This window comes from Oceanobacillus alkalisoli (genome assembly GCF_021556485.1).
GTDB classification, from domain to species: Bacteria; Bacillota; Bacilli; order Bacillales; family Amphibacillaceae; genus Oceanobacillus; species Oceanobacillus alkalisoli.
In genome coordinates this window covers 59,469-73,033 of sequence record NZ_JAKGBW010000011.1, presented here as the reverse complement: position 1 = coordinate 73,033, position 13,565 = coordinate 59,469, and the positions used below count along the sequence as shown (strand labels likewise).

At 38.8% G+C, this 13,565-nt stretch carries 14 protein-coding genes, 1 pseudogene and 1 riboswitch; of the genes and pseudogenes, 12 read left to right on the top strand and 3 right to left on the bottom strand.

Going from position 1 to position 13,565, the window contains the following annotated elements; genetic code table 11:
* The first annotated feature begins 6 nt into the window (after positions 1–6).
* Both LZD48_RS11670 and LZD48_RS11665 read left to right on the top strand, forming a co-directional pair.
* Positions 7–432 carry a MaoC family dehydratase gene (locus LZD48_RS11670; protein WP_235762929.1) on the top strand — a complete coding sequence of 142 codons (426 nt, stop codon included), beginning with the start codon at positions 7–9 and terminating at the stop codon, positions 430–432.
* A gap of 107 nt (positions 433–539) precedes the next feature.
* Positions 540–977 (top strand): annotated as a pseudogene (locus LZD48_RS11665) (YitT family protein); the annotation flags it as partial.
* Here LZD48_RS11665 and LZD48_RS11660 read toward each other — a convergent pair.
* Positions 972–1,907, bottom strand: a complete 936-nt coding sequence (locus tag LZD48_RS11660; RefSeq protein ID WP_235762928.1) for an AEC family transporter — start codon at positions 1,905–1,907, stop codon at positions 972–974. The pseudogene LZD48_RS11665 and the gene LZD48_RS11660 overlap by 6 nt on opposite strands.
* A 540-nt stretch (positions 1,908–2,447) precedes the next feature.
* On the opposite strand from LZD48_RS11660, the gene LZD48_RS11655 reads away from it, so the two are divergent.
* Together LZD48_RS11655 and LZD48_RS11650 are read left to right on the top strand one after the other, a co-directional pair.
* On the top strand, positions 2,448–3,191 hold the full coding sequence (locus tag LZD48_RS11655; RefSeq protein ID WP_235762927.1) for a GTP pyrophosphokinase: 744 nt from the start codon (positions 2,448–2,450) through the stop codon (positions 3,189–3,191).
* 168 nt (positions 3,192–3,359) lie between these two features.
* Entirely contained in the window at positions 3,360–3,902 is a 543-nt protein-coding gene (locus tag LZD48_RS11650; RefSeq protein WP_235762926.1) for an NADPH-dependent FMN reductase, read from the top strand.
* Between the two features lie 71 nt (positions 3,903–3,973).
* On the opposite strand, the gene LZD48_RS11645 is transcribed toward LZD48_RS11650, so the two are convergent.
* Entirely contained in the window at positions 3,974–5,317 is a 1,344-nt protein-coding gene (locus tag LZD48_RS11645) for a 6-phospho-beta-glucosidase (protein WP_235762925.1), read from the bottom strand.
* A gap of 182 nt (positions 5,318–5,499) precedes the next feature.
* Here LZD48_RS11645 and LZD48_RS11640 point away from each other — a divergent pair, with 182 nt between their 5' ends.
* The 6 genes from LZD48_RS11640 to panC all read left to right on the top strand — a co-directional run bounded on the left by LZD48_RS11640 (position 5,500) and on the right by panC (position 10,333).
* Positions 5,500–6,237 (top strand): MurR/RpiR family transcriptional regulator, encoded by a 738-nt coding sequence (locus tag LZD48_RS11640; protein ID WP_235762924.1) that lies wholly within the window; start codon positions 5,500–5,502, stop codon positions 6,235–6,237.
* 216 nt (positions 6,238–6,453) lie between these two features.
* Positions 6,454–6,609 (top strand): hypothetical protein, encoded by a 156-nt coding sequence (locus tag LZD48_RS11635; protein WP_235762923.1) that lies wholly within the window; start codon positions 6,454–6,456, stop codon positions 6,607–6,609.
* Between the two features lie 368 nt (positions 6,610–6,977).
* Positions 6,978–7,490 (top strand): DUF6141 family protein, encoded by a 513-nt coding sequence (locus tag LZD48_RS11630; protein WP_235762922.1) that lies wholly within the window; start codon positions 6,978–6,980, stop codon positions 7,488–7,490.
* 306 nt (positions 7,491–7,796) lie between these two features.
* Positions 7,797–8,639 carry a Rossmann-like and DUF2520 domain-containing protein gene (locus LZD48_RS11625; RefSeq protein WP_235762921.1) on the top strand — a complete coding sequence of 281 codons (843 nt, stop codon included), beginning with the start codon at positions 7,797–7,799 and terminating at the stop codon, positions 8,637–8,639.
* Positions 8,636–9,463 carry a 3-methyl-2-oxobutanoate hydroxymethyltransferase gene (gene panB, locus LZD48_RS11620; RefSeq protein ID WP_235762920.1) on the top strand — a complete coding sequence of 276 codons (828 nt, stop codon included), beginning with the start codon at positions 8,636–8,638 and terminating at the stop codon, positions 9,461–9,463. Before LZD48_RS11625 ends, panB begins: the two co-directional genes overlap by 4 nt.
* A 27-nt stretch (positions 9,464–9,490) precedes the next feature.
* Positions 9,491–10,333 (top strand): pantoate--beta-alanine ligase, encoded by an 843-nt coding sequence (gene panC, locus LZD48_RS11615; RefSeq protein ID WP_235762919.1) that lies wholly within the window; start codon positions 9,491–9,493, stop codon positions 10,331–10,333.
* Positions 10,334–10,419: 86 nt separating this feature from the next.
* On the opposite strand, the gene LZD48_RS11610 is transcribed toward panC, so the two are convergent.
* Entirely contained in the window at positions 10,420–10,704 is a 285-nt protein-coding gene (locus LZD48_RS11610; RefSeq protein ID WP_235762918.1) for a DUF3784 domain-containing protein, read from the bottom strand.
* 466 nt (positions 10,705–11,170) lie between these two features.
* On the opposite strand from LZD48_RS11610, the gene LZD48_RS11605 reads away from it, so the two are divergent.
* Positions 11,171–11,443: a hypothetical protein gene (locus LZD48_RS11605; RefSeq protein WP_235762917.1), complete on the top strand. Its 273-nt coding sequence runs from the start codon at positions 11,171–11,173 to the stop codon at positions 11,441–11,443.
* Between the two features lie 447 nt (positions 11,444–11,890).
* Entirely contained in the window at positions 11,891–13,360 is a 1,470-nt protein-coding gene (locus LZD48_RS11600) for an MDR family MFS transporter (RefSeq protein ID WP_235762916.1), read from the top strand.
* Between the two features lie 58 nt (positions 13,361–13,418).
* A riboswitch (SAM riboswitch) is annotated at positions 13,419–13,522 on the top strand.
* Positions 13,523–13,565: the final 43 nt, after the last annotated feature.

Genomic DNA, 13,565 nt, shown 5'->3' with positions numbered 1-13,565 from the left:
GTTATTGTGAAGTTAGATGAATTTACAATTGGAGATGTGTTCGAAACGAAATCATACAAAATAACAAAAGAGGATATTTTGAGGTTTGCAGGTGAATTTGACCCCCAATATATGCACTTAGATGAGGAAAAGGCAAATCAGAGCAGATTTAAAGGCATCATTGCTTCTGGAATTCATACATTGGCCATTTCATTTAAATTATGGGTGGAAGAAGAGAAGTATGGTGCAGATGTTATTGCCGGAACAGGAATGAATCATATTAAATTTTTAAAGCCGGTGTATCCTGATGATGAATTACATCTTCTTGTTGAGGTTCTTGATAAAAAAGTAATAAAGAAGGAAACAGGGCTCCTTACGGTATCGCTGTCTACTTTCAATGATAAAGAAGAAAAAGTTTTTGAGGGTGACATAACCGCATTAATAAAGAGATGAATACCAGTTCTTATTTATGATTTCAGTTACTCTTTCTTACCTTGGATAAAGGATAGACAAACGAACAAAATAGAATTAAACATCTATCTGCGGAATGGGGAAAAGAAATGAGTACGATAGCAAAACACAAAATACTTGTGAAAAAGATATCTCGGGCAGTGGCAGTTGTTATTGGAGCTTTTATCACGGCATATGGACTGGAGTCGGTTCTCATCCCTAACAACGTGTCTGATGGAGGGGTGACAGGTTTGAGTATCGTTGGTTCTCAATTATTTGGTTTGCCTCTAGGCGTTTTGCTCGCCGTATTAAATATTCCATTCATTTATTTAGGATATAAGCAGATAGGAAAAAGCTTTGCTATCTATTCGGTAATCGGTATTGCCTCTCTCGCCTACGGGACAAGTATTATGCATCATATTCCAATCATTGTTCAAGGGGATACATTACTAATAACCGTTGTCGGTGGTATTATCATCGGGTTCGGTATCGGATTGGCATTACGAAATGGCGGAGCGTTAGATGGAATTGATATGTTAGCATTAGTAGGTATATAGAAAATACAATAGGATGTATAAAATTGGTATGGTCACAACGGACAGTAAAGTCGTCAGCAACGTGCCCATAGCCGCGTAATTCCTATCGCCTCCGAATTTTTGTGCATACAAGGCAATCGTTGGAGCTGCAGGCATACCTGAAACAAGGACAGCGGTTGCCAGCATTGGAAAGGGTAGGGTAAAGATGGTAATGGGAAATAACAATAATGGGATGAACAGCAATTTCACACCAGTAACGAGCCACAACGTTTTATCTTTTAAAAAAGAAAAATGATCGAGGTTCATATTTGCAATCAACGCTCCTATCAGAAGCATGGAAAGCGGAATGGTCGTACTCCCAACACTTTTAAAAACATTCGATAGTACAACCGGCCAATGTACAGGGAGCATAAAGATCAAAAGCCCAATGAGCGTGGAAAAGATCCCAGGATTGAGAAAAATCTTTTTCCATTGAATCGATTGTTCTTTCCCTACAAAGAGATAAATTCCGTATGTCCAAATTAAGATCAGATATGGCAAATTAAAGAGGGTGACATACAATGCACCTTTGTCTGGAAAAAGATTGGATATTAACGCGAAACCGATAAAACCTTGATTACCGAATATAATAAGACCTTCAAACACACTTTGCTTATCTTTGGGCAAATCTAAGACTCTCCTTAAGACTGAAGCGAGCCCAGCGGAAAGGATTAATATAAAAGCAGAGATTGGAATTAACCAAAATAATTGCCTCGCCTCTCCCATCTGATAAGGCTGGTCCATAGAATAAAGAATCAAACAAGGCAACGTCAGGGATAAAATAAGCTGCGTTACGACATCAATTGAGTGTTCATTAATAATCCTTTTTCTCTTAATTAAAAATCCAATTAGTCCGATTATATATAAGATAATCATTTCTTGAAAAAACACTGTTAACGCCAACACTATCACCCCTGGAAGTAAAATATGAAAAAAGTCTTGAGTAGGTGCATGAAGGGGATATATCGTTGCAAGGTCAATAAAAAACGAAAATTATTATTAGGTTTAATGAATTTCATAATACGTATTTAGTGCTTCACCATCACCATGTGTAGTTGAGTTGGTTCGTTCCCAACTACATATGGTGATGGAAAAGCCGACTTTGGTAATTATGAAATTCATTCGGTTGATAAAGAAAAGTTCAAGTAAACGTAACAAATTGATCAAGAGCTAATCAATTCAGTTCTAAAGTTAAAGGGGATACCAATTCATTTATCCTAAGTATTTGTTATGCTGTCCGTGTCATTTTATAAATAAACCAAGAACACTCGTGATTTCAGTCATGAGAGGTTCAAACAGAAAGTCGAAGTGTAGAAGCAGGAGTGATGTTAGCGCTCCTGCTATTAATATCTTTAAATCGGGTCAAATCATATAATCCTGCTATAATATAGATATATTCATCTCTATTTTCGAGTGCATCCTAGGAAAGAAAGGAACTTTTATATGATTAATAATCTGGAATCCTTAAAAAAGGTGAGAAATGAATTAACCCGCTTTATGATGACGTACCAGTTCGGTCTGTCCGAAATGAATACAAAACTGACTATTCTTCAAGAGGAGTTCCAACATATCCATGACTACAATCCGATTGAACATATTAAAACACGTATTAAATCTCCAGAGAGCATCATGAAGAAGATGTATCGGAAGAATATTCCTATATCAACGGAATCGATTAAGAATAATATTATGGATATTGCCGGCATCCGTGTTGTCTGCTCTTTTATTTCCGATATTTATCGGATCAGTGAAATGATCGAAAACCAAAAAGACGTTACAGTCATTGAGAAGAAGGATTATATTAAAAATGCGAAACCAAACGGTTATAAAAGTTTGCATTTAATCGTCTCTGTACCTGTATTCATGTCGGATCGAATTGAAGATGTTTATGTAGAAATTCAAATCCGAACCGTCGCCATGGATTTCTGGGCAAGCCTGGAGCATAAGATATACTATAAATATGATCGTGTCATACCCGAGCGATTAACGAAAGAATTGACGGAGGCAGCGGTGGTAGCTAATGATTTAGATGAAAAGATGGAGCAACTGCATAACGAAGTCAGTCATATTAAAGATCAGCACAGCGAAGAACAGGATCTTAATTTTTTAAATTTAAATGAAGATCGTTTGTATTTACCGATAAATTTTTTGAAGGATTTTATTAAGAATGATGAAGAGGAGAAATAAGTGATCTTGGATTGCGTGAGGCAGATAATTGCTTGAGTGCGAATGTTTTTAGTTCGTTCGGAGGATGAGAATCTCAACACAGCCCCATCTTTTTGAATTATTAGAGACATATTTATAGACAGTCTCACAAGTACGATTCCTAAATCATAGAGAAAAGAGGTGTACAGAATGAAACTAGTAGGAGTTTCCGGTGCACTCGCAGGTGGGAAGACAGCTGTTGCGGTTGAAGCTGTATTAGCTGCTGCCAAGGTGCATGATTCGACGATCAAAACGGAATTAATTGATTTACGGGAGTATGATATTGAATTCGCCGCTGGCCTTCCGTTATCTGCATACAATGAAGATACGTGGAATGTGGTGAAAAAGATTCAAGCTGCAGATTTTCTCGTATTCGGCACACCAATTTATCAAGCATCTCTTTCGGGTGCTTTAAAGAATTTGCTCGATCACTTGCCTGAATATGCATTCCGCAATAAAGTGACCGGCATGGTTGCGACCGGTTGGACGAATCGGCATTTTCTTGTTTTGGAATATCATTTAGGTTCGATTCTTTCTTATTTCAAAGGACTCGTCCCGACTGGGAATGTGTTTATTCATAATGAAGCTTATGATATCGAGAGTGATGAACTAACTGATGATCGGATTTACGAACGAATCGGGCAGCTTGCGGAAGAGGTGATTTATTTGCAGCGGGGGATTATGAATAGATAAAAAGCACATGAAAAAAGCTGATATGAATGGTTCACCACCATCTTCATACCAGCTTTTAATTATTATTTTTTCTATGCTTTTACAGTTTCTGTCTTCTCCTCACTAAAAAACTGCGGCAAATGCTCCTTATGCGCTTCAAGCATCTCATCTAAAATCTCTTTACCAACGGAATCAGAAGGAACGAGTGGATTAATCGTCATCGCAAGTAAAGCAGTATCATAGTTTCCTGTTACTGCCGCTTCAGCTGCTACCCGTTCAAAGGATTTGATTTGTTGAACAAGTCCTTTCACTGCAACAGGTAATTCCCCGTTTACAATCGGCTTCGGTCCTTCTTTTGTAATAACACAGCTTGCTTCAATTGCAGAGTCATATGGAATGTCGGCAATTGCACCATGATTCACCGTGTTGACTGGCTGAATGTCATGTTTATCATTATAAATCGATGAAATAAGACGAACGGCGGCATCACTATAGTATGCCCCACCACGTTCTTCCAGCTGTGGCGGTTTAATATCCAGCTCAGGATCTTTGTATAGTTCAAACAATTCTTCCTCAAGCTTCATGACGACTTCAGCTCTTGTTGTACCTTGTTTAAAGTTTTCAAGTTCCGCTTGCAGCATGTCATCTGTCTTATAATAATAGTTGTGGTACGGACATGGGATTGCACCCAGCGCACGTAAAAACTCCGGCTCCCAGCCATGATTTTGCACGTTTTTAACGAAGGCACTGTTTTCTGGATCTGCTAATAACTCCAATACTTTCTCCTTCACACTGACACCATCGAGATAAACTTCCATCCCATATACCATATGGTTTAATCCCGCAAAGTCGATGCGGATTCGGGACTTGTCAACATCCAGTAATTCGGCAACTCCCATTTCAATTCCGATTGGAACGTTACATAGTCCAACAACTTTTTTGTGATTAGTATAACGCAGAACCGCTTCTGTCACCATCCCAGCCGGGTTTGTAAAGTTGATCAACCAAGCGTCTGGGCAGAGTTCTTTCATCTCTTCCACAATTTCTAAAATAATAGGAATGGTGCGTAGTCCTTTGAAAAGCCCACCAGGACCATTCGTTTCTTGTCCAAGTACGCCGTGACTTAAAGGAATTCGTTCGTCCTTTGCACGTGCATCAAGCAATCCGACGCGAAATTGGGTTGTAACGAAGTCAGCATCTTTTAATGCTGCTTTTCTATCAAAAGTTAAATGAACTTTGATCGGAACACCGGCTTTTTCAATCATTCGCTTTGCAAAATTTCCTACAATCTCCAACTTTTCTTTACCTGCTTCAATATCTACTAACCATAATTCCTCAATAGGAAGTTCATCATATCGTTTAATAAAACCTTCAATCAATTCTGGAGTATAACTTGAACCTCCGCCAATTGTAGCGATTTTTAGTCCTTTACTCATTATTTATCCTCCTCGTAAAATACGTACAACTCTAGTTTAGGTGGGAAATAGCGAAAAAGATAGAGGGTTAAAGGCTTTAGACTTGTTTACCGCTGAAAGATAATTGTTTCATAAAAGTAACACTGTGTTTCATAAGAAGGTATAATGAACGTGAGGACCAAATTGTGAAGGGAGAAAGCCGATTGTTTACAAATGAAATCATTTCATCGTTCAATGAATTGGAAATGTCCATCTACAACTATGTCATGAAGAATAAAGAAAAGGTCGTTTATATGCGGATACGGGATCTTGCGGATGAGACGCATGTGTCCACTTCAACGATTATGCGATTCTGTAGAAAAGTAGGCTGCTCCGGTTTTGCGGAGTTTAAAGTAAGGTTGAAGCTGTTGGTCGACGAAGAGCCGAATCAGTCGATTAAAAGTAGCCAGTATGTGCTTACCGAGTTCTTCGAGCGTACGCAAAATAAGAAATTCCTTGCTAAACTGGAAGACGCAGCACGAATCATTGCGGAAAAAGAGATTGTCATTTTTATTGGAATGGGAAGCTCGGGAACGCTTGCAGAGTACGGCTCTAGGTATTTTTCCAGTTTAGGCACATTCACGATGTATTTAAAAGACTGGTTTATGCCGATAAATGCTGATTTGAATAAGAGTATTACGATTGCTCTTTCTGTTTCAGGAGAGAATGCAATCACCATTTCCCATATTCAAAAATTAAAGGAGAAAAAAAGTAAGATATTCAGTATAACGAACAATGAACAGTCTACCATTGCGAAATTATCCGATCGGAATATTTCTTACTATATAACAGAAGAAACCGTTGGCGATATGAATATCACGACACAAATCCCGGCGATTTATATTTTGGAGGAAATCGCGAGGAAGGTTTATGAGATGAGAAATAAAGATGAACATATATGATGATTTTATCAACTCATCAAAATAACAAAACGGTGCGTATTGAAATAGTTTAAAAAAAGGAATACAAAGATTCAAGAAAGTGAATATTCTTTTAAGACTTGTAGGCTGTATAAAAAAATGGCTTCTGTTGCTTAAAGGCTGAAATTGCTTTGGTTTGGCGTGATAAATACTATATAATTAAATAGAAGCAATAATCAAAATTGGAGGTGGCATTACTTGAAAAGACTGGAAGGTTATGCAGCAGAAGTCATAAAAGATATTATCCGAGAAGAAAATTCTGCTTTTGAATTAGACGGTAAAAGATATCAGGTTATTTCTTTGGAGGAATCGACTACCACGGTTAAAGAAGATATTGAAATAGATTCTGGGTGAGAACTGAAACTGCGAAAAACAAGAAAAGATATATTATATAACGAAGTATACTCTGCAGACGAAGTTTTAGAAATGATTGAGCAAGGTGAATTATAGTGAAAGTAAAATGGACAAAACAGGCTTAAGGGGGATTTAGCAATATTCGTAGTGAACATTTTACATTTGAAGAGACGGTGCAATATAAGAAATCGTTAGCAATCAAAATTCAAAAAAAAATCACCATTCTTGGAACAAGCCTAATACAAAACCCCGAAGACTGTGATACATTAATGTTATCTAAATTCAAAATATAGACAATATTTCCTATTCATTTGACGGAATTGCTTAATAATATTGTTTTCAAAAAAACGTAGAAGGAAGGGGATGGAATGAGGAAACAAAACCATGTTATCTATCGTGAAATTCAAAAACCTCGTCAAATTTGGGCATGGGTATTGGTCATGCTTATTGCTTTGCTATTCTGGTATATCTTTATACAGCAAATTTTATTTGGAATTCCAATTGGGAGCAAACCAGCTCCCGATGTCATTCTAATTATTGCTTGGTCCTTATTCGGGGTGATTTTTCCGGCGGTAATGATAGGATTTATAAAGTTAATAACTGAAGTTCGCAAAGATGGAATTTATGTCCTATTTATGCCATTCCATTTTCATTATAGAAATTTTTTATACAAGGATATAGAAGATTACGAGTCGATTGATTATGATTTATCCAATTTTGGAGGCTGGGGAGTTCGTATAAACTTAAAGGGAGAAAAAGCATATACTATGTACGGAAAACAAGGGATAAAGTTATTTTTAAAGAATGAAACTGTAGTGATAGGCACACAGAAGCCTAATGAAATTATTAAAGCGATTGATTTGTTAACAAGGAAAGGTTAAAACAAGGGTCTACAACTATCCCTATAAGGGGCTCTGGCTTGAGTAAAATAAAAATAGAGTTCTGTAAAATTGGAAGTACCATATTTCTGATTAATAAAATATTGGGATTTGACAGAGCCTCGTTTTTTTTTCAAGGCTATTAGAAAGAAAGGATGTCCGTTGAAAATTTCTCTTCTTTAATTATTGGTTGTTATAAAATCTAAGTATTTCAATATTTCTGCCGCTTGATAGTTGCTTATTTAGGTTACTATTCGCTATCATAAAAGAAATACCACGTAAGACTAAATTTTGCTGGGGGGGGTGCTTATGAAAATTGGCTTTATAGGAGCGGGGAAGGTTGGAGTGTCCCTCGGAAAATATTTAACCGAGCACAAAGTAAATGTGACAGGATATTACAGCAGAACGCTCGAATCATCAATAGAAGCAGCCAACTTTACCAATACAAGAGCGTATGAAGAAATTGGATTTCTCGTTGAGGATAGTGATGCCATTTTTATAACTGTACCAGATGGAGCTATAACCAAGGTATGGGATAACTTGAAAGTGCTTCCAATCAAAGGTAAGATCATTAGTCATTTTAGTGGTTCTTTAAGTTCGGAGGTTTTTTCGGATAGTAGCCGGTATGAAGCGTTCGGTTATTCGATCCATCCGCTTTTTGCGATTCATGATAAGTATCACTCTTACAAAGGGCTGTCGAAAGCTGTTTTTACAATTGAAGGGCATGCGAAATACCTGAACGATCTGACCGGTTTATTTGAACGTTTCAGGAATGAGGTAACCGTGATTCAGGCTGCAGACAAAACGCGTTACCATGCATCTGCAGCAATGGTCAGTAATCTATATGTCGGACTCGTTGCTTTGGGTGAGAAAATGCTTGTTGACTGTGGTTTTACACCAGACAAAGCGCACCGGGCACTGGCGCCGCTCATTCAAGGAAATACGGAAAATATCCTTTCCTGCGGGACAACGGATGCACTGACCGGACCAATTGAGAGAAATGATCTTGGTACTATTTTAAATCATTTAGAAGTCTTACAACCAGAGGAAAAGGAAGTTTATAAAGCTCTATCAAGGCTGGTGCTAGAAGTAGCCGAGGAGAAGCATAAAGACAGGAACTATAAAAAAATCAAAGGGGTTATCAAAGAATGAAAAATACGGTGACATCACTCCAGCAACAAAAAAATGCAGGTGATAAAATTACGATGCTGACGTGCTACGACTACTCGATGGCAAAGTTAATGGATCAAGCTGAAATTAATATGTTACTCGTCGGAGATTCCCTTGGACAAGTCATGCTTGGATATGAAGATACACTGCCAGTTACGATGGATGATATGATCCACCATACAAAAGCTGTCGCTAGAGGAGCAAGCAAAGCTTTTGTTTTAGCGGATTTACCATTTATGTCGTATCAGATTTCCGTTCATGATGCCGTACAGAATGCTGGCAGATTAATAAAAGAGGGCAGAGCGCATGGGGTGAAATTAGAAGGCGGCACAAAGGTTTGCCCACAGATTAAAGCCATTGTAGAAGCATCTATTCCAGTGTGTGGCCATATCGGTTTAACTCCGCAATCTGTTAATGAATTCGGCGGATTTAAGGTACAAGGGAAAACAGAAGCTGCAGCTAGACAGTTAATCGAGGATGCGAAAGCGGTTGAGGCGGCGGGGGCATTTATGATTGTATTGGAAGGTGTGCCTGCAAAACTGGCGGAAATCGTGTCCAAGGAAATAAATATTCCGACGATCGGAATAGGTGCAGGCCCGGGTTGTGACGGACAAGTGCTCGTATATCAAGATATGCTGGCAATATTTTCAGACTTCACCCCAAAGTTTGTCAAACAGTTTGCACAAGTAGGGGACATCATACAACAAGCATTCCAGGATTATATAACCGAAGTCAAAGAAGGAGCTTTTCCCGGTGAAGAGCATATTTATACTGTTTCCGATGAGGTCATTGATAAATTATATTAAGGAAGAAAATTAAAGGAGCTATGTATCATGCAAATTGCATCAACCATCAAGGAAGTTAAAGATGTGGTGAAAAAGTGGAAAGAAGAAGGCTATACCATTGGCTTCGTACCGACAATGGGATTTTTGCACGAGGGACATGGAAGTCTGATTACTGCTGCAAGGGAAGCGAATGAAAAGGTGATTGTTAGTATTTTTGTCAATCCCATGCAGTTTGGGCCAAATGAGGATTTTGATAGTTATCCCCATGACTTAGACAGGGATAGTAAGATTTGCGAGAACCTAGGAGCGGATCTTATTTTCCATCCGACACCAGAAGAGATGTATCCGGAAGCTTTTTTTACGTATGTTGATATGTCTGTATTGACGGAAGAACTCTGCGGATTAAACCGCGAGGGTCACTTCCGTGGGGTCTGTACAGTCGTGAACAAATTGTTTAATATTACACAGCCGGACCGTGCGTATTTCGGTGAGAAAGATGCGCAGCAACTGGCGATTATCAAGCAAATGGTTAAAGACTTATGCATGAATGTGGAGGTCATCGGTTGTCCGACGGTCCGGGAGGAAGATGGCTTGGCAAAGAGTTCCCGTAATACATATCTTTCTCCTGAAGATAGGGAGGCGGCTTTGATTGTAAGTAATACTATTTCTTTTGGCGCAAACTTGGTAAAAGAGGGAGAAACAGATGCAGAGAAATTGATTGCTGCAATGAAAGCGCATCTCAAAACTGAACCGAAAGCAGAGATTGAATATGTGAAAGTAGTGGATGGTGAAACCTTGCAACCAACTTCAACGATTCAAACCCAAACTTTAGTTGCTGTAGCGGTACATATTGGAAAGACAAGACTGATTGATAATTTCAGTGTTCGGTAAGTAAAAGACCTAAATTGAAAAGAAGGGGCATAGCGTATTATAGATGATTAATCGTTATGTTCCCTTTCAACTAACCTAGTCGTTAATTAGTCGAGCAACTTTCTATTAATAACTAGATAGGTAATGGATAATAGAACCAGCATCGCAACTACAAGAACAGTTGCTTCGTGTGGATAATCAATAAAGCTATGAATCATTACTGAAAAACCTAAAAGCAGAAAGAATAGTCCGCCTGTGATTTTCCCTAATAAAAATTTATTCTTAATGTTTTTTTCATTAAATCCAGCTAATAGCCATGTTTGTTTTTTTACAGCCACCAGGTAAGAAATAAGTAAAAGGGCTATACGAATCATGAATAATCCGTAGTTCATCCTTCAGCCTGCTCGAATAGTGCACTAGTTAGAATACCAAATAGTATCCCTCTTCGCACGCCAACCGAAAATTGCGCACCGCCCCTGGACAGCCTCGCACGCTAACCGAAAATTGCGCACCGCCCCTGGACAGCTTCGCACGCTAACCGAAAATTGCGCACCGTCCCCGGACAGCCTCGCACGCTAACCGAAAATTGCGCACCGCCCCCGGACAGCCTTGCACGCTAACTAAAAATTGCGCACCATCCCTGAATGACGAACTTCTTCCGAGGAAACTCATCAGCTGCTCTAGAAAGCGAGGGGTGTCTGGACTGCGGATCCTAAAACAAAACACTCACGCTGAATGAAAGCAATTACTAATTCTCTTTTTTATTATCAGGTGTTGGGGGTTGAGTTAATAACAATCGAACCCTTTGGTTAAGCTAGTATTAATACTAGCTTGATCAAATGACTCTGAGGTGATTATATGTTACTGTCAGGAGAGATTATATTTGGAGAATTTGATGGCAATGCGAATGAGTTTTCGATCCAGAAGGTAAAACATCTAAGGACACAAACAACGATAAATGAAAGACAGTTAAAGAGTCTTTATCATTATCTGAAAAAACATCAAGATGATACAGAAGGCCACGTCATTACGCTGTATGATCAACTGCCTATCCGATTGAGTCGGGAAGAAATAAACCTGCTTGTCGATGATCTTGAGAAAGTGCAGGAATTCTACCTTGACACATTCTGAATGACCGATTATAATAAGAATGATTTTTACAAGAAGAAGGAGCATTACTGAAAAAATGAGACAACAATTCCTAACTTTGAACCAATAATTGAATATGGTCAAAGACTCTGTTTGTGCTGCGGAGTAATTGGGATACGTCTGTCCTTTATTCATAATTTTATATCAAGTTATGGAATAGTTATATACTTTATAATGAACCCTACGGATAATTCGATGCATTGGTGGAAAGGCGGCTTTGTTCTGTCTTTCCTTTTTAGTTTTAGTGGCCCCCATGTATTTAAGATGTATCCCTTACTTTCAACCACAGGCAGCTGCTTGTGATTTTTTATTTTGAACAAACGATTGAAGGAGGAATTTTTTTGCAGATTTTATTATTCTTTTGATGTGAAAAAGTAACTGAAAAACATAGATATACGATACATTAAAATAAAATTAGAGGTAAAAATAATGAGCAAATCAAAAGAAAAAAATTATGAATTTCTATCAGAAGATCCAAATGTCAAAACTTTGCCGCTTATGGCGGCGTTGATTATTGGGGCGTTTTTCGCGATATTGAATGAGACACTGTTGAATATTGCGCTCACGACATTAATGGCAGAGTTCGATATTACGCTACCAACTGTCCAGTGGGTTGCAACAGGATTTATGTTAATGATGGGGATTGTTATACCAGTATCTCCATTATTTATGCAATGGTTTACGACAAGGCAGCTTTTCATTGGGACGATGACGGTCTTTACAATTGGTACAACGATAGCGGCAATCGCGCCGACATTTTCCGTATTGCTTACTGGCCGGTTGATTCAGGCAGTCGGTACTGGAATGTTGATGCCGATTATATTCAACGTCTTTTTACTTGTGTATCCTCCACATAAAAGAGGGAAAATCATGGGAATTGTTGGGTTAGTTATTATGTTTGCACCTGCAATCGGACCAACACTTTCAGGAGTTATCGTTGATTACTTGGGTTGGAGATTTTTATTTATCTCTGTCCTCCCATTTGCTGTATTTTCGATTCTTTTTGCCTTGAAATATTTGGTGAATGTATCGGAAGTGACGAAACCGAAGATCGATTGGCTCTCCATTGTCTTTTCAACGGTAGGTTTTGGTGCAACAATATACGGATTCAGCTCGGTTGGAGAGAGTGAGGCAGGGTTTTTAACACGTGATGTTTTAACTGCAATTATCATTGGGGTGATTGGAATCATTCTCTTTGCCATCAGACAATTTAAGCTGGAAGAACCGTTGATGGACTTGCGCGTGTTCAAATTGCCGATGTTCACGCATGCAGTAATCATGTTCATTATTATTGTGATGACGATGTTTGCCTCAGAACTTATCTTACCGGTGTTCATGCAGGGACCAATGGCTCTTGCACCAGCAATGGCTGGAATGCTGCTGCTCCCGGGAAGTATTTTAAACGGGATTATGAGCCCATTTATGGGCGCTTTATTCGATAAAGTTGGTCCTCGGGTGATGATGATACCTGCGACAATTGTGCTTGCCGGGACGATGTTTATGTTCAGCCGAATGACAGCTGATACGCCGCCTTGGGTAATAATCGTTGGATTTATGCTCATTATGCTTAGCGTATCTGCAACGATGATGCCTGCTGAAACGAATGGATTAAACCAGCTGCCGAAGCGGTTATATCCACACGGTACGGCTGTTATGTCTACGCTGCAGCCATTAAGCGGTGCAATTGGAGTCTCCGTATTTATTAGTATTCTGAACTCCAGACAGGCAAGTTATCTGGCAGGAGTTGCGGACCCAACGTCAGCCCAATCGCTAAGTCAAGCGATGGTTGTTGCGGTAGAACATGTCTACTTTATTATCTTTATCATTACGCTTGTTGCTGTCGTCTTGTCCTTTATTGTTTACCGGGCACGTCCGATTGAGGAAACGAATATTAAATAAAGGTTGACAATTATCTAAAAGCTATGTAGAGTATAGCTAATAACTTAATAAGCAAATTTTCTTATCGAGAGAAGTGGAGGGACTGGCCCTGTGAAGCTTCAGCAACAGACATTTATATGTACTGTGCTAATTCCAGTAGCATTATAAGCTTGAAGATAAGAAGAGTAGACACGATACTAGAATCCTCTTCTTATTTTAAAGAAGG

Coding starts and splice junctions, on each gene's coding strand:
- LZD48_RS11650 (WP_235762926.1), top strand. CDS start 3,360: ATGAAACTAGTAGGAGTTTCCGGTGCACTCGCAGGTGGGAAGACAGCT.
- LZD48_RS11610 (WP_235762918.1), bottom strand. CDS start 10,704: ATGAACTACGGATTATTCATGATTCGTATAGCCCTTTTACTTATTTCT.
- LZD48_RS11630 (WP_235762922.1), top strand. CDS start 6,978: ATGAGGAAACAAAACCATGTTATCTATCGTGAAATTCAAAAACCTCGT.
- LZD48_RS11625 (WP_235762921.1), top strand. CDS start 7,797: ATGAAAATTGGCTTTATAGGAGCGGGGAAGGTTGGAGTGTCCCTCGGA.
- LZD48_RS11655 (WP_235762927.1), top strand. CDS start 2,448: ATGATTAATAATCTGGAATCCTTAAAAAAGGTGAGAAATGAATTAACC.
- LZD48_RS11645 (WP_235762925.1), bottom strand. CDS start 5,317: ATGAGTAAAGGACTAAAAATCGCTACAATTGGCGGAGGTTCAAGTTAT.
- panC (WP_235762919.1), top strand. CDS start 9,491: ATGCAAATTGCATCAACCATCAAGGAAGTTAAAGATGTGGTGAAAAAG.
- panB (WP_235762920.1), top strand. CDS start 8,636: ATGAAAAATACGGTGACATCACTCCAGCAACAAAAAAATGCAGGTGAT.
- LZD48_RS11605 (WP_235762917.1), top strand. CDS start 11,171: ATGTTACTGTCAGGAGAGATTATATTTGGAGAATTTGATGGCAATGCG.
- LZD48_RS11600 (WP_235762916.1), top strand. CDS start 11,891: ATGAGCAAATCAAAAGAAAAAAATTATGAATTTCTATCAGAAGATCCA.